The sequence below is a fragment of the Nonomuraea sp. K271 genome (assembly GCF_009908215.1).
GTDB classification, from domain to species: Bacteria; Actinomycetota; Actinomycetes; order Streptosporangiales; family Streptosporangiaceae; genus Nonomuraea; species Nonomuraea longispora.
This window is the reverse complement of the sequence record NZ_JAAAHR010000061.1, coordinates 16,624-32,047: the sequence shown is the minus strand read 5'-3', so window position 1 is coordinate 32,047 and position 15,424 is coordinate 16,624. Positions and strand designations below refer to the sequence as shown.

General features: G+C 70.2%; 15 protein-coding genes. 8 read left to right on the top strand and 7 right to left on the bottom strand.

Annotation, left to right across the window (positions count from 1 at the left end):
• Nucleotides 1-99 precede the first annotated feature (99 nt).
• Nucleotides 100-699, bottom strand: coding sequence for a TetR/AcrR family transcriptional regulator (locus tag GUY59_RS21780; RefSeq protein ID WP_161714645.1), 600 nt, complete (start codon nt 697-699; stop codon nt 100-102).
• Nucleotides 700-787: 88 nt separating this feature from the next.
• Between GUY59_RS21780 and GUY59_RS21775 the strand changes: the two genes are divergently transcribed.
• The 3 genes from GUY59_RS21775 to pip all read left to right on the top strand — a co-directional run bounded on the left by GUY59_RS21775 (nt 788) and on the right by pip (nt 2,621).
• Nucleotides 788-1,060: an antibiotic biosynthesis monooxygenase gene (locus tag GUY59_RS21775; RefSeq protein ID WP_138201762.1), complete on the top strand. Its 273-nt coding sequence runs from the start codon at nt 788-790 to the stop codon at nt 1,058-1,060.
• 35 nt (nt 1,061-1,095) lie between these two features.
• Nucleotides 1,096-1,488, top strand: coding sequence for a RidA family protein (locus tag GUY59_RS21770; protein WP_138201763.1), 393 nt, complete (start codon nt 1,096-1,098; stop codon nt 1,486-1,488).
• A 173-nt stretch (nt 1,489-1,661) separates the two neighbouring features.
• Nucleotides 1,662-2,621 (top strand): prolyl aminopeptidase, encoded by a 960-nt coding sequence (gene pip, locus GUY59_RS21765; protein ID WP_138201764.1) that lies wholly within the window; start codon nt 1,662-1,664, stop codon nt 2,619-2,621.
• Between the two features lie 247 nt (nt 2,622-2,868).
• Here the strand turns inward: pip and GUY59_RS21760 are convergent, their stop codons facing one another.
• Nucleotides 2,869-3,357 carry a VOC family protein gene (locus tag GUY59_RS21760; protein WP_138201765.1) on the bottom strand — a complete coding sequence of 163 codons (489 nt, stop codon included), beginning with the start codon at nt 3,355-3,357 and terminating at the stop codon, nt 2,869-2,871.
• An 88-nt stretch (nt 3,358-3,445) separates the two neighbouring features.
• Between GUY59_RS21760 and GUY59_RS21755 the strand changes: the two genes are divergently transcribed.
• Nucleotides 3,446-4,429, top strand: coding sequence for a helix-turn-helix transcriptional regulator (locus GUY59_RS21755; RefSeq protein WP_138201766.1), 984 nt, complete (start codon nt 3,446-3,448; stop codon nt 4,427-4,429).
• Here GUY59_RS21755 and GUY59_RS21750 read toward each other — a convergent pair.
• A complete protein-coding gene (locus GUY59_RS21750) occupies nt 4,362-5,336 on the bottom strand; it encodes an alpha/beta fold hydrolase (protein ID WP_330849189.1) in 975 nt (324 codons plus the stop codon). The two genes, GUY59_RS21755 and GUY59_RS21750, sit on opposite strands and share 68 nt — an antisense overlap.
• A gap of 138 nt (nt 5,337-5,474) precedes the next feature.
• On the opposite strand from GUY59_RS21750, the gene GUY59_RS21745 reads away from it, so the two are divergent.
• Together GUY59_RS21745 and GUY59_RS21740 are read left to right on the top strand one after the other, a co-directional pair.
• Nucleotides 5,475-5,894 (top strand): YciI family protein, encoded by a 420-nt coding sequence (locus GUY59_RS21745; RefSeq protein ID WP_138201767.1) that lies wholly within the window; start codon nt 5,475-5,477, stop codon nt 5,892-5,894.
• Nucleotides 5,895-7,139 carry an RNA polymerase sigma factor gene (locus GUY59_RS21740; protein WP_138201768.1) on the top strand — a complete coding sequence of 415 codons (1,245 nt, stop codon included), beginning with the start codon at nt 5,895-5,897 and terminating at the stop codon, nt 7,137-7,139.
• Between the two features lie 253 nt (nt 7,140-7,392).
• Here the strand turns inward: GUY59_RS21740 and GUY59_RS21735 are convergent, their stop codons facing one another.
• From GUY59_RS21735 to GUY59_RS21725, 3 genes are all read right to left on the bottom strand, one after another.
• Nucleotides 7,393-8,325 (bottom strand): DUF5996 family protein, encoded by a 933-nt coding sequence (locus GUY59_RS21735; protein WP_138201769.1) that lies wholly within the window; start codon nt 8,323-8,325, stop codon nt 7,393-7,395.
• A gap of 87 nt (nt 8,326-8,412) precedes the next feature.
• Nucleotides 8,413-9,615 (bottom strand): hypothetical protein, encoded by a 1,203-nt coding sequence (locus GUY59_RS21730; RefSeq protein WP_171055420.1) that lies wholly within the window; start codon nt 9,613-9,615, stop codon nt 8,413-8,415.
• 113 nt (nt 9,616-9,728) lie between these two features.
• Complete coding sequence (locus tag GUY59_RS21725; RefSeq protein ID WP_138201770.1) at nt 9,729-11,366, bottom strand: dolichyl-phosphate-mannose--protein mannosyltransferase; 1,638 nt, start codon at nt 11,364-11,366, stop codon at nt 9,729-9,731.
• A gap of 77 nt (nt 11,367-11,443) precedes the next feature.
• Between GUY59_RS21725 and rsmI the strand changes: the two genes are divergently transcribed.
• Together rsmI and GUY59_RS21715 are read left to right on the top strand one after the other, a co-directional pair.
• A complete protein-coding gene (rsmI, locus tag GUY59_RS21720) occupies nt 11,444-12,292 on the top strand; it encodes a 16S rRNA (cytidine(1402)-2'-O)-methyltransferase (protein WP_252374996.1) in 849 nt (282 codons plus the stop codon).
• A 52-nt stretch (nt 12,293-12,344) separates the two neighbouring features.
• Nucleotides 12,345-13,889, top strand: coding sequence for a dolichyl-phosphate-mannose--protein mannosyltransferase (locus GUY59_RS21715; protein ID WP_138201772.1), 1,545 nt, complete (start codon nt 12,345-12,347; stop codon nt 13,887-13,889).
• Here the strand turns inward: GUY59_RS21715 and GUY59_RS21710 are convergent.
• Entirely contained in the window at nt 13,783-15,372 is a 1,590-nt protein-coding gene (locus GUY59_RS21710) for a hypothetical protein (RefSeq protein WP_201761168.1), read from the bottom strand. The two genes, GUY59_RS21715 and GUY59_RS21710, sit on opposite strands and share 107 nt — an antisense overlap.
• Between the last annotated feature and the right edge of the window lie 52 nt (nt 15,373-15,424).

The following is a 15,424-nucleotide window of genomic DNA, read 5'->3' as shown; positions in this document are numbered from 1 at the left end:
TCACATTCTGTAGCAGCATCGGCACGGTACGCGTCCGCCTGGGGGATACAAGATCTGTGACCTGGGGCGGGGGAGAACTGACGTACTCGTGACAGCGGCTCAGGGAGGCGTGAGGTCCCCGGTGAGGTGGTGCTGCACGACAGGGGCCACGTACGTGACCGCCGCCTCCCTGTCCAGGGCGGCCAGCGGGGCGACGCCGAGCACGTAACGCGCGCTCGCGACCCCGAACAGGTAGGCGCCGGTCAGGGCGGCCCGCAGCTCGGCCTGGTCGGCGCCGATGGCGCGTGCCAGCGGCAACATCACCTCGTCCGTCATGAACGCCGTCACCATCGCCGAGGCGCTGGGAGCCGCGGTGGCGGCCCTGACCACGGCGAGCATTCGGGGGCCTGTGTGCGGGTCCTCCCACAACTCCAGGTAGCGGGCGGCGAGCCGGGGGCCGAGGTCGGACGGGTCGCCCTCGCCGGCGAGCGTGACGAGCGCGCGGACGGGCGGGTCGTCGCGGAGCGCGGCGTCGAAGAGGCCGTCCTTGCTGCCGAAGAACTGAAGGACGAGCGCCGGATCGACGCCCGCGGCGCGGGCGACGCCCCTGATCGTGGTGAGGACGTAGCCGTGTTCGGCGAAGCTCCGTTGCGCGGCGGCCAGGATGTCGACCCGTGTCCGCGTCGCGCCCGGCCGGCGTCCTCCTGGCCTGGTGGTCACTCGTTCAAGCATAGTCATCGATGTTGAATTTCTCGGACACTCCGGCTAGGTTGAACTCAACACTGTAGATATATATTGGAGCTCGATCATGGAGTACCTGCTCGTCCGTCAGCGGTTCACCGACTACGACCGGTGGCGCGCGGCGTTCGACAGCCTGGCCGAGGTCCGGTCGGCGGCCGGCATGCGCACGGCGCTCGTCAGCGTCAACGCCGAGCAGCCCGACGAGGCGGTCGTGCTGTTCGAGTGCGAGAACGCGCAGGCCATGCGGCAGCACTACGCCTCCGACGCGCTCAAGGAGGCGCACCGGCAGGCCGGAGTGGTGCCCGAGAGCAACCACATCACGGTGCTGATCACCCGTTGACCCCGGCCCCCGCCGCCTCGCGTACGGTTCCGTCCATGACAGAGCGACGCACGATCCTCAGCGGTTCCACCTTCGAGGAGCGGATCGGGTACGCCCGCGCCGTCGTGGACGGTGACCGGGTGCACGTGTCGGGGACGACCGGCTACGACTACGCGACGATGACGATCTCCGACGACGTGGTGGAGCAGGCCGCGCAGTGCCTGCGCAACATCGGGGACGCCCTGGCCGAGGCCGGCTGCACCTTCCGCGACGTTGTACGCGTGCGCTACCTCCTGCCCGACCGCGCGGACTTCGAGCCCTGCCGGCCCGTCCTGCGCGAGTGTTTCGGCGAGGTGCGCCCGGCCGCCACCATGCTCGTGTGCGGCCTCGCCGACCCGCGCATGAAGATCGAGATCGAGGTGGACGCCCGGCGCGGCGGCGCCGCATGAGCGTCTCGCCGCCGTGGAGGGAGCTGCACCGCGACGGCTGGACGAGGCGGTGCGCAGGCGCAAACCTCCGCCGGCTCGACGTCCTGCTCGCCGAGCATCAGTGACGACCGGTCCTCAGATATCTAAGTGCTGTTACATTTATCCAAGCACTGTTACGTCTTGAGAGGACCGCCTTGAATCCCTCCATAGAGCCGTACGACCACGGCATGCTCGACGTCGGTGACGGCAACCTCGTCTACTGGGAGGTCTGCGGCAACCCGGAGGGCAAACCCGCTCTTGTCGTGCACGGCGGGCCGGGCTCGGGCTGCTCGACCGGCGTGCGGCGCACCTTCGACCCCGAGCGTTACCGGATCGTCCTGTTCGACCAGCGCAACTGCGGGCGCAGCCGCCCCCACGCCGCAGACCCGGCCACCGACCTGAGTGCCAACACCACCCATCACCTGATCGCCGACATGGAGCTGCTGCGCGAGCACCTCGGGATCGACAGGTGGCTGCTGTACGGAGGGTCGTGGGGTTCGACGCTGATCCTCGCCTACGCCGAGACCCACCCCGAGCGGGTGTCGGAGATCGTCATCCCGAGCGTCACGACCACCCGCCGCTACGAGATCGACTGGCTCTACCGGGGAGTCGGGCGGTTCTTCCCCGAGGCGCGGGAGCGGTTCCTGCAGGGGGTGCCCGAGGCCGATCGTGGCGGTGACACGTTCGCGGTGCTGGCGGCGTACGCGCGGCTGCTGTCCGACCCCGACGAGAGCGTACGGGCGAAGGCCGCCACCGACTGGGTCACCTGGGAGGACGCCGTGATCTCCATGGAGGTCAACGGCAAGCCGAACGCCTACAGCGACCGGCCCGCCGACGCGGTGATGGCCCTGACGCGCATCTGCTCCCACTACTTCTCCAACGGCGCTTGGCTGGAGGAGGGCGCGCTCCTGCGCGACGCCCACAAGCTGGCCGGCATCCCCGGCGTGCTGATCCACGGCCGCCTCGACCTGGGCGGCCCGCTGGAGACGGCCTACGAGCTCACGCGCGCCTGGCCCGACGCCGAGCTGGTCGTGGTGGAGGACTCCGGGCACACCGGCAGCCCCACGTTCAGGGACACGATCTTCGCGGCTCTCGACCGGTTCGCCGGAAAGTGAAAGCGAACTCGCGGCTCGGGATCATCTGGGGGATCAGGACGGTGCCCCTGGTGACCATCGCCTCCCCGTCGGTCGGGTGAGCCGCGGGTTCGTACGGCCGGCGGGGGAAGGCGCGGCCAGGCACCGACGACCGCATCGCCGTGCCTCACCCCCGTGCTTGGGCTGGACATAAGCGGCAACCTGGCAACCAGGCCGGCGGTACGTCCAATCCTTCCCCGCTTCGTGCCTCTGCCGGCGATCGGCGGCCTCAGGGGTTCCTGCCAGGGAAGAAGTCCGCGCTCTGGACGTACTCCATCGCCTTGACGAACTCCGGGTCGCCCAGACGGCGCTGCGTCTCCTCCTCGGAGACGTCCTCGATGTGGGTCTGGATCCAGTAGAGGTTGCCGAACGGGTCACGCACACGCCCCACCCGGTCGCCGAAGAACAGATGGGTGACCTCGGTGACCGACGTCCCACCCGCCTCGACGGCCCGGCGGTGCACGGCGTCGGCGTCGGGAACGTACAGGCGCAGGAAGGCGGGCGTGTCCGGCCAGTCGGGCTTGGCGTCGAACATCATCACCACCGCGTCGCCGATGCGTACCTCCGCGTGCCCGATGCGCCCTTCGGCATCGGTCATGCGGCCGAGCTCGACGGCGTCGAAGGCGGCCTTCAGCCAGTCGATGAGCCCGGCCGTGTCGTGGCCGATCATCCACGGCGTGACGCTGGTGTAGCCCTCGGGGGTCGTGCTGACGGTCATGGTTCCTCCTGGTTTGCGGGTAGGTGTCCACCACGCTAAACGCCCAGTAGGTCAGGACCTGTCCTACATGTCAGGCAAGCTGGAAGTCATGAGCGAATCCCGCCTCCTGGCCCTGCTGTCCCTGCTCCAGACCCCGCGCGAGTGGCCGGGCGGCGAACTGGCCGATCGGCTCGGCGTCAGCCGCCGCACGGTCCGCCGCGACGTCGAACGCCTGCGCGCCCTCGGCTACCCGGTCGAGGCCAACATGGGCGCCGACGGCGGATACCGGCTGGTCGCGGGCACGGCCATGCCGCCGCTACTGCTGGACGACGAGGAGGCGGTGGCCATCACCGTCGGCCTGTCCACCGCCGCCCGGCACCCGGTGCAGGGCATCGAGGAGGCGTCGGTACGCGCCCTGGCGAAGCTCGAACAGGTGCTGCCCGCCCGCCTGCGTCACCGCGTCGGCGCACTGGGGGCCGCCACCGTGCCGCTCCCCGTGCCCGGCGCTCCCGAGGTCGACCCGGAACTGCTCGCCGCCCTGTCGATGGCCGTGACGGGCGAGGAACGCGTGCGCTTCGCGTACCGGACCAACGACGGCAGAACCGGTGGGCGGGTGGTCGACCCACACCGGCTGGTCGCGGCCGGCCGGCGGTGGTACCTGCTCGGGCACGATCGCGACCGCGACGACTGGCGGATCTTCCGCATCGACCGCATCGCCGATCTGCTACGGACAGGGGCCAGGATCACGCCGCGCGAGCCGCCGGCCGACGCCGCCGCCTACGTGGCGGACCGGCTCTACTCCACCGCCCCCACGTACGAGGCCCTCGTCACGCTGCACACCCCCGGCACGGAGGCCGTCAGGGCGCTCGGCGGGGTCGTCGGCGAGGACGAGCGGACCTGCCGGCTGCGCATGCACGCCGACACCCTGGACTGGCTCGCCTTCCGACTGCTCGCGCTGGGCTGCGAGTTCGAGGTACACGAACCGGCCGAACTGACCGCACAACTGCGAGCCCTGTCCGCCCGCCTCACCCGGGCCGCCGGCCATGCCCTGCCTGCCCGGCAGAGCGGGGACTCCCCGACCGGCGAGCCTTGATCCCATCGAGGACTGGACTGCCACGTGGGTGGCCCAGCTCGCCACCCCCGACACCCATCACGCGCTGGTCCTCGCCGATGACTGGGCCCGCCGAGCACCTGCTCACCGACCACGCATCATGGCCGCACTCAGGCCGAGCCGGCCAGGAACTCCAGCACCAGCGGGCTCGCCACCTTACGGAACTCCTCGAAGTACGCGTGCCGCGCCCCTCCACCATCCGCAGCCGCGCGTTCGGGATGCGTCCGGCCAGCAGCGGCGCGTTGGCCGCCGGGTTGAGCACGTCGTCGGTGCCGTGCACGACGAGGGTGGGGGCGGTGATGGCGGGCAGCGCGTCCCAGCTGTCGTGCCCGGCGCTCGCGGCCAGGTGGCGGCGCCGCGCGTACGCCGGCATGTCCGGGTCGCCGACGGTGCGGTGCGGGCCGGGATGCGTGGCCAGCCAGGCGGGTGTGTACATGAGCTCCAGCAGCGCCCGCCCGGCCGCCGCCCGGTCCGGCTGGGCCAGTGACCTGCGGACGTCGTTGCCCCGTTCGAACCCGTGGGCGCCGCCCGGCGAACTGCATCCCAGCACCAGCGCCCCGACCCGCTCGGGATGGCCGGCCGCCAGCCACTGGGCCACCCGCCCGCCCATCGACGTGCCGTAGACGTGCGCCCGCCGTACGCCCAGCTCGTCCAGCACGGCCAGCACGTCGAGGGCGAACCCGCGGGTCGTGTACGGCTCGTCGGGTTTGTCGCTGTGGCCGGTGCCCCGGTAGTCGAAAGTGACCGTGGTGTACGCGGCCGCGAAGTCGGCTCGTACCGGGTCCCACCAGCGGTGGTCGTTGGCCTGGCCCTGCAGCAGCACGAGAGGCGGTCCGGCGCCGCGGACCTGGTAGGACAGCTTGACGCCGCCGATGGTTGCGTATGGCACGCCTTCGATGGTGCCTCAGAGGGGCATGAGCGTGGACGGCGGCGGCGCGCTCGTGTGAATCTTCTCCGGAAGGTGTCCGGTGCGCGGCCTCCGCTCCGACGTCCCCGGCGAGAGGCAACGGAGAAAGGACCCACCACGATGAAGTACATGATCTTGTCGTACGGCTCGCAGCGTGACTACGACGTGCTGTCGGGCAAGGACTCCGGCGACGAGGCCGCCTGGACCTCGGAGGCCGTGGAGGCGATGGTCACGTTCATGACCGAGTTCAACAAGGAGCTGGAGGAGTCGGGGGAGCTCGTCGAGACCCGGGGGCTGGCGGCGCCCGTGCACACCAGGAGGCTGCACTCGAAGGACGGCCGTCCGGTCGTCACCGACGGACCGTACGCGGAGACCCAGGAGGTGCTCGCGGGCTACTGGATCGTCGAGTGCGAGAGTTTCGACCGGGCCACCGAGATCGCCGCCCGGCTGGGGCAGTGCCCCTACCCCGGCGGCGCCTACGACGACGCCTACGCCGATGTCAGGCCCGTCATCGACTCCGCGGCCGACATGGGTTTCTGAGTGACGGGCGATCCTGCGACCGAGGACCTGCTGCGCGAGCTGGCGCCGCAGGTCCTCGGCGCGCTCGTCCGTCGGTACGGGCACTTCGCCACCGCCGAGGACGCCGTGCAGGAGGCGCTGCTCGCCGCCGCCCTGCAGTGGCCGGGCGAGGGCGTGCCGGACAACCCGCGGGCCTGGCTGATCACCGTGGCGTCGCGGCGGCTGACCGACCTGCTCCGCAGCGAGCAGGCACGCCGGCGCCGGGAGGAGACATGGACGCTGCCGGAGGAGCGGCTGTCGCCCGCCGCCGACCAGGTCGCCCCGGCGGCGGACGACACGCTGGTCCTGCTCTTCATGTGCTGCCACCCGTCGCTCGCTCCGGCCTCGCAGATCGCGCTCACGCTCCGCGCGGTGGGCGGCCTCACCACGCGTGAGATCGCCCGCGCCTTCATGGTGTCGGAGGGCACCATGACGCGCCGCATCACGAGGGCGAAGGAACAGATCAAGCGGAGCGGGCTGCCGTTCCGGCTGCCCGGGGAGGACGAGCGGTCCGTACGCCTCGGCGCGGTGCTGCACGTGCTCTACCTGATCTTCAACGAGGGTTACTCCAGCTCCTCGGGGCCCCACCTGCAGCGCGCGGAGCTGGCGGCGGAGGCGATCAGGCTCGCCCGCGTGGTCCACCACCAGCTGACCGACGACCCCGAGGTGGCCGGGCTGCTCGCGCTCATGCTGCTCACCGATGCCCGGCGACCGGCGCGTACGAGCCCCGACGGCGCCCTCATACCGATGGCCGAGCAGGACCGCGGCCTGTGGGACGCGGCCGCCATCGAGGAGGGCATCGCCCTCGTCACCGCCGCGCTCTCCCGCCGCACGCCCGGCCCTTACCAGCTCCAAGCGGCGATCGCGGCCCTTCACGACGAGGCGCCCACCGCGGAGGAGACTGACTGGCCGCAGATCGTGGCACTGTACGAGCGCCTGCTGGAGCTGTCCGGCAACCCCATGGTGGCGCTCAACCACGCCGTCGCCGTGGCCATGGCCCGCGGCCCTCAGGCGGGCCTCGACCTGCTCGAACGCCTCCGGCACGACGACCTTCTCGCCGGGGACCACCGGCTGTACGCGGTCCGGGCGCACCTGCTGGAGATGTCCGGCGACGACGTGGCGGCCATCGAGGCGTACGACGAGGCCGCCGGTCGCGCGATGAGCCGCCCTCAGGAGCGTTACCTGCGGGCCAGGGCCGCCCGGCTCAAGCCCGGCCCGCCCGCCTGACGGGCCCGGCCCGGTGGGTCGCTGCCCGTTGCCGAGCCGCTCGGAAAATCAGGGTGCCGGGGAATGTCCGGCTGCCTGGCGGGGTTATACATCGCGTGGCCGGTGTGATCAGTGTCCCCGGGCCTCACCTATCGCCTTCGCGGAATACCGTTCGGCTGGAGCCGCGTTGTGCCTTTCGCCGAGAGGCGACCTGCACACCGGTACGCACTCGTGGAACGCCCGCCCTCCTCGGAGGGTGGGCGTTCCACGCTTCTCAGGCCTTGCCGTAGTAGGGATCGGTGACGCCGCCCGGCGAGGCCAGGGCGTCGGTGTCGAGCCGGGTCAGCTTGGCGCCCGCCAGGTAGGCGCTGTCGAGGAACTCCAGCACCGCCGCCACCGGCTCTTCCATGCCCCGCACGTCGTCGTAGCGGAGCACGGCCAGGTGGCTGCCCCTGGCGGGCAGCCACTCGGCCTGCGCGGGCCGCAGCGGCTCGCGTTCCAGCCCTTCGGGCTCGGGCGCGGTGTAGGAGTAGAACGCCGGCCACGGCCGTTCTTTGTCGCCGAACCAGAAGCCCGAGCTGATGACCTCCCAGCTGTAGGCCTCGCGGGTCACCGGGTCGGTGTCGGGCGAGACCCTGACCACGCGCCCCGTGAACCGGGTGACGGCGATGTCGAACGTGTGCCAGAAGTGGTGCACCGGGCTCGTCTTCCCGGCGAAGCCGGCGGCGAAACGGTCGAGGAGCTGCACCACCTGCGACAGGACCCGCCAGTAACGGTTGATCAGCACCGGGTCGTAGCGGGCGTGCAGGGTGTCCTCGGGGAACGGCGTGTCGTCGCCCATGTCGAACGGCACAGCCCAGATCTCGGGCCGGATGCCCAGCCCGGCCAGGGTCTCGAACAGCCGGTCGTGGAACGACGCCACCGACCGCCCGATCAGGCTGAACTCGGCGGTGCGCCCGTCGAGCACGTCGATCACCAGGCGGTGGCGTACGAGGTCGAAGTCGACGCAGAACAGCGGCTGCTCGCCCAGGCCGCCCATCGGCCGGGTGGTGAGCCCTCTCCCGGTCGGGTGGAAGGGCACCTGCCACCAGTGGTTGCGCCGGTTGCTCGAAGCCAGCCGGATCTTGCCCACGATCTGCGCGAACCGGTGAAAGGTCTCCTTGGCCTCCGTCCACTCGGCGAGCGGCATGGCAGGGAACAGCTCCATGACGGCCCCCCTTCTCTGCTTCCCCGGCTATCGTAGCTACCGTACGTGTTCGAATGGCTCTCCGGGGTCGTGGTCGGAGGCCGGAGTTCACCCTGAGCTGACGTATTTCCTCGGCCGCAGCGCGTGCGCGCGCAGCGCCGCCAGCGCGGCCAGCTGGCCAGGGCGGCGCATCCGCACCGCCAGCTCGTCGCTGTATGCCAGCTCCAGCGCCGTGAGCTGGGCGACCAGATCGGTCACGGGCGCGGAGACGTCCTCCAGGCTCGTCGCGGGATGCCAGCCCTCACCGCCGACCACCTCCGCCACCCGTTCGCGCAGCTCGGCGGGCGACATCAGGATGCCGTCGGCGAGCAGCATGAGCGCTGCCTCGCGGGCCGACACCTCGAACTCGTGCTCGCCCCTGGCCAGCAGCAGCTTGGTGACCGCCCTCCACATCGTCTTCGGGGACTTGAGCAGCCGCTTGCCGTAGTCGGTGATGATCAGCTTGGCGCCGTCGCGGCTGATCGCCCCCAGCTCGCGCTCGGCGAGCTCGCGCAGCCTGAGCGCCTCCGGCGACGGAGCGAGCCGCAGTGGCAGGCTGCCTTCCGAGGCGGCGGCCAGGGAGAGCAGCCGGTGCAGGGCGGGCAGGGGCTGCGGGGTCACGGGCGCGTGCAGGCGCACCTCGAACGGCTGGGCCAGCTCCCGCCTGGCCGGGCCGCGGCCCAGCACCCAGCGGTTGAGCCGCTCGCCGTGCACCCGGTTGAGCCAGCTGTCGCCGCCCAGCTCGGCCCGTGGCTCGGTGAGCCAGCGGCGGGTCAGCGCGGTGCGGTCGACGTTGGCGCGGGCGACGATGGCCAGCTCGAGCGCGGCGGAGCAAGCCAGGTGGGCGCCCAGCTCCTCAGGGCCCATGATCATGCTCCACTGGAGTTCCGGCACGTCGGGCGGGAGCACGCCTGTGGCCTCGAGCGCCTGCTGGTAGGCGCTGGCGCCGGAGTCCTCGCCCTCGCGCTCGTACGTGCGCAGAATCTTGATCGTCGTGGGGGATGTGCACAGGTCGGCGTACCGCTCCAGCCCTCCGAGCCGCAGCAGTTGCCCGAGCGAACGGGCCAGGCGCTCGTGGTCGCCTCCTGGTTTGAGCGGCCCCACCTTGATCGGCAGGGTGTACCAGAGAAACTCGCAGACGTCGAGCTGGGTTACCGTCTCCAGCGGCTCCCCACCCGTCAACCATTCGACGGCGGTCCTGGCCTCTTCGGCAAGGTCCGGCTGAGAGCGCTCCAACTCGGCGAGAAGGGCGGTGACATCCGGTGCACTCATGCCTCGAAGTTTGCCGTATCGACCCCGGACCTGACGATGTCCGAATGCGGTGCGTATCGGGTCTTCCACTGCGACTGCCCTAAGAGACCACTATGGAGCCGACAAAAACGTGATCATATCCACCGTTTCTCGAACAGCATGCGGGCCTTCCACTCGGTGTACGGGATCAGCTCACCTGACAGGACGGGGTGCAGCCACCAGAAGTTGATCAGCGCGAGCAGGGCGAAGGCACCGACGGCGGCTGCCGCGAGAGGACGGCGATAGTAGACGATTCCCGGCAGCCTCTTGCCCGCGCGCCCGATCAGCAGCCCCGCGCACAGCGTGATGGCCAGCATCATGAACGGCACCATCGGGATGGCGTAGAAGAGGAACATGGTGCGGTTGCCGGCGATGGCGAAGTAGAACCACGGCAGCCAGCCCATGCCGTAGGCCAGCAGCACGGCGCCGGCCCGCCAGTCGCGGGATGAGACATACCACGCGATGAGGGCCACCAGCGCCGCCACCGCGCCGAACCAGATCACCGGCGTGCCCACGCCCAGCACCGCCTCCGAGCAGTCCTTGACGCCGCAGGCGTTCTTCTTGGCCTCGTAGTAGAAGGCCACGGGACGCAGCAGCAGCGGCCACTGCCAGGGCTCGGACATGTAGGGGTGTGAGGTCTCCAGCCCGCTGTGGAAGGTGAAGACCTGCCACTGGTAGTGGACCCACGACCGCATCGAGTCGAAGACGAAGTAGATCGGCCCGGCCGAGGTGGCCTGGTCCCAGTTGCGGCCGTAGCCGGTGGCGTTGACGAACCAGCCCGCCCAGGTGGCCATGTACGCCACGAACGGCACCGCCACGAACGCCAGCGCCCCCTGCGGCACGTCCTTGTTGACCGCCCCCATGTACGGGCTGCGCAGCCCCACGGCCCTGCGCGCCCCGAAGTCCCACATCAGCGACATGATCGCGAACGCCACCGCGAACGCCAGCCCCGACCACTTGACCGACATCGCGAAGGCCAGGCACACGCCGGCGGCGATGCGCCACCACCTGATGCCCAGCGACGGCCCCTGCGGCGACAGGGGCGAGCTTTCGTACCACGCGACCAGCCGCTCGCGGGCCTGGTCTCGGTCGGTCACCAGGCACGCGAACGCCGCCAGCACCCAGAACATCAGGAAGATGTCGAGCAGCGCCGTGCGCGAGAGCACGAAGTGCAGGCCGTCGAGGGCCAGCAGCAGTCCCGCGAAGCAGCCGAGCAGCGTCGAGCGGGTCATCCGCCGCGCCACCCTGGCGAGGATGAGGATCGACAGGGTGCCGATCAGGGCGGCGGCGAAGCGCCAGCCGAACGGGTTGAGCCCGAACAGCCACTCGCCCGCGCCGATCATCCACTTGCCCAGCGGCGGGTGCACCACATAGGAGGCGCACTTGTCGAGGGTCTCGGCCGTGCACGACTGCCAGATGCCGCCGGTGTCGCCGGCGATGATCGCCTTGTCGGCGTCCTTGACCGCGACCCGCTCGACCCCCCAGGTGATGAGCGAGTAGCCGTCCTTCATGTAGTACGTCTCGTCGAACACCACGGCCTTGGGATGGCCGAGATCAAGGAAGCGGAGCACGCCGCCGAAGACGGTGACCAGCAACGGGCCGAGCCAGCCCCACATCACGCTGCCGCGCATGGGAGGAAGCACCCGATCGCGTACGGACCGGGCGGTCTCGTGCTGGCCGTCGCAGGCCTCCGAGTCGTCAAAGGCCTGGTACGAGGAGTCGGTCACCGCCATTCGGCCATCGTACGGGCCCTCAGCGGAAAGCCATGCAGAAACACCGTCTAATAGGGATAGCCTGCCACAATGGCCAGGTGACTGGTGACGGCAGGCTGGTGCTGGCAGGGGCTCCCATAGGCCGGGCGGGCGACGTCTCGCCGCGGTTGCGCGAGGCGCTCGAAGGCGCCGACGTGGTGGCCGCCGAGGACACCCGGCGGTTGCGCCGGCTCGCCACGGAGCTGGGCGTGGAGATCGCCGGCCGGGTGGTGTCCTACTACGACCAGAACGAAGCGGGCCGGGCCCAGGAACTCGTCGAGGTGCTGCGGGAGGGCCGCACGGTCGTCGTGATCACCGACGCCGGCATGCCGGGCGTGTCCGACCCGGGCTACCGCCTGACGAGGCTCGCGGTCGAGGCCGGCGTCACGGTCACCGCGCTGCCGGGCCCGAGCGCCGTCACCACGGCCCTGGCCGTGTCGGGGCTGCCGAGCGACCGGTTCTGCTTCGAGGGTTTCCCGCCGCGCAAGCCGGGCGAGCGTGCCCGCCGCCTGGCCGCGCTGGCGGGCGAGGAACGCACGATGGTCTTCTTCGAGGCGCCGCACCGGCTGGCGAGCTCCCTGGCGGCCATGGCGGAGGCGTTCGGGCCCGGCCGCGAGGCGGCGGTCTGCCGCGAGCTGACCAAGACGTACGAAGAGGTGCGCAGGGGCGGTCTCGGCGAGCTGGCCGCGTGGGCGGAGTCAGGAGTCAAGGGCGAGATCACGGTCGTGGTCGCCGGCCACGTCGCGCGGGCGGAGGATCAGGACATGGACGCGCTCGTCGCGCAGGTCGACCGGATGGTAGCCGAGGGGACGCAGCGCAAGCTCGCCGTCGCCGAGGTGGCCAAGGGGGCGGGCGTCCCCAAGCGTGAGCTTTACGATCTGGTGCACAGGAGATCAGCGACACCATAAGGTGCGCTTCGTGAGGAATTGGGGGGCAGCACCGCGTCGACTGATCCCTCCCATGCAGGACGGCGTCCTGCTGGGGTGGCTGGGGCCGATCGTGGTGGCGATCTTCGGCGGCATCCTCAGGTTCGTCAGGCTCGGCGAGCCCAAGGCCGTCGTCTTCGACGAGACGTACTACATCAAGGACGCCTACTCGCTGCTGACCTACGGCGTCGAGCGGACCATGCTCGGCGACGCCGACAACCCCGTCGCCGACCGCCGCCTCATCGCCGGCAACCTGGACATCTTCAAGCAGTGCGCGCAGCCGTCCGAGTGCGCGTCGTTCGTGGCCCACCCGCCGCTCGGCAAGTGGATGATCGGCGCGGGCGAGTGGTTGTTCGGGCTCAACCCGTTCGGCTGGCGGTTCGCCGCCGCGCTGATCGGGACCCTGTCGATCCTGCTCATGGCCAGGGTGGCGCGGCGGATGACCCGCTCGACGCTGCTCGGCTGCCTGGGCGGCCTGCTGCTGGCCCTCGACGGCCTGCACCTGGTGTTGTCGCGCACGGGACTGCTCGACATCTTCCTCATGTTCTGGGTGCTGGCCGGGTTCGCCTGCCTGGTGGCCGACCGTGACCAGGCCCGGGAACGGCTGGTCGCCTGGTACGAGAGCTCGCCCGCCGCCGGCGTGGTGCCGCGGCTCGGGCTCAGACCCTGGCGGATCGCCGCGGGCCTCTGCATGGGCGCGGCGTGCGCCGTCAAGTGGTCGGGCGTCTTCTTCCTGCTCGCGTTCGTCGTCATGAGCCTCATATGGGACATCGGGGCCAGGCGGGCGCTGGGCGAACGCCGGTCGATCAGGGCGGCGCTGGCGTACGACCTGCCCGGCGGGTTCGGGGCGATGGCGCTCGTGTCCGCGGCGACGTTCACGGCGTCGTGGGCCGGATGGTTCGTCAGCGCGGACGGCTGGGGACGCAACTGGGCGCAGGCCACCTCGTCGGGGCCCGCGTTCTTCGTGGTCGACTCGGTGCGGTCGTGGTTGCAGTACCAGCTGCAGGTGCTCGGCTTCCACAGCGGGCTGGACACCTACCACCAGTACATGTCCGAGCCCTGGCAGTGGCCCTTGCTACTGCGACCCGTCACCTTCCACTACGACGGGGACCTGCCGCCGTCGGCGTGCGGGGCCGACAAGTGCTCGCAGGCCGTCATCGGGGCCGGCACCCCCGCCATCTGGTACGGGGCCGCGCTCGCGCTGATCGCCCTCGTCGTGTGGTACTTCAACACCCGCGACTGGCGGGCCGGGGCCGTGCTGACGGGCTACGCGGTCGGCTGGCTGCCGTGGTTCTACTACGCCATCGCCGACAACCGCACGATGTACCTCTTCTACATGATCCCCGTGGTGCCGTTCATGGTGCTGGCACTCGTGCTGGTCGCGGGGCTGATCCTGGGGAAGGCGGCGGCCCCGCCCGCCCGCAGGGCGTTCGGGACCGCGGTCGTGGGCGCGTTCGCGCTCATCGCCCTGGTCAACTTCTGGTGGCTTTACCCTGTGCTGACCGCCGAGACCATCGCACACGCAGAGTGGTGGGCCAGGATGCTGCTGCGCTCCTGGGTGACCGTCGCGCCGAAGTGACCCCCCTGCGCAGCGTGATCGCCGCCGCGATGCAGGCCAGCGGCACGGCCGGAAGCACATAGCGGTAGTCGAACTCCGCCGTCGCGGCCGGGGCCAGCAGCAGCCCGAACGCGCCGAGCCACGGCAGCACCACCGGGCCGCCGAACTTGCGCCACCGCACCACGACGCCGTACAGGCCGATCAGCAGGATCCCGCCGAGCACGATGCCACGCAGGTAGAACACCTTCTGGTAGCCGCTCATGATGTCGGCCCACGGGTGCACGATCCTCGTCTCGGGCGGGCCCTGCTCGTAGCTGAACGCGTCGGTGTCGGTGCGGCCGCCCTGGTACGACGACCACCTCGGCAGCCGCTTGGGCTGGCCGTTCGCGTCGATCTCGTAGTAGGGCTTGAACTGGTACATGTTGTACGTCGACTCGTCCGGGAAACGCGGCCGGGCCCAGTGGAACGAACGGAAGAAGTCGCGCACCACCACCTGCAGATAGTCGCCCGGCTGCGAAAGGATGGCCCGCGTGGCGAACTTGCTGGCCGCCTCGTTGGTGATCTCGCTGAACTTCTTGTTGGTGCCCCAGCGGTGCAGCACCTCGCCGGTGCCCGTGCCGTCGCCGTTGCCCTGACCCCACAGATACCACTGGGCGTAGTCTTTGCGCTGGTTGACCGGGTCGTTGATGCACAACAGCAGCAGCTGCACCTCTTTGTACTTGTCGATGTCCATTTTGTTGCAGTCGGCGAAGATGGCCGTGCGCATGTAGAGGATGAGGCCGTCGCTGTTGGTCATGGCGAATTTGCCGTACGCGGAGGCGAACCAGCCCATGTAGGCCAGCACCGGGATCGCGCAGGCCGTGATGACGGCCGTGATGGGCCGCCAGCCCGTGCGCATGACCAGGAGATAGAGCACCACCAGCGCCAGGATGGGCAGGCCGATCGAGCGAGTCAGCCACGTCAGCGCCAGCAGCAGGCCGATGACGACCCCCGCCTTCCACGTCAGCCGCCGCTTCCACAACACCATCGTGATGACGCCGACCACGAGCAACATGAACATCGTGTCGGACATCACCAGCTGCTCAAGCTGGATCTGGTAGGCGTCGAACAACACCGGCGCGGCCGCCAGCGTGGCCCCCCACTTCGGCAACCTGAACTTGATGCGCAGCAGCGCATAGATCATGCAGGCCGTGGCCAGGCCCATCAGGTGCTGCGTGAGAACCACCAGGGTGAAGCTGTGGAACGGCTTGAGCAACATCAGCCAGAAGGCGTAGCCGTCGGGCCGGATCGGGTGCGGCCTCGGGTGCAGGGCCACCGATACGTACTCGTACGAGTCGTTGAACCACATGGCCGGGCCGTAGCCGAGCATGGTGATGAGCCGCAGCACGGCACCCACGCCGAAGGCCGCGGCGAACACCCGATGCCGGCGCAACATGGACAGCGCACGGGCTGCCGGGCCAGGAGCGGAGTGGTCCACAGGGGTAATCTCCGCGACGCTCACCATGCTGTAAAGAATGCCAGTCGTTTTCGGGTCTTGACCCGACCACACTCGGGCA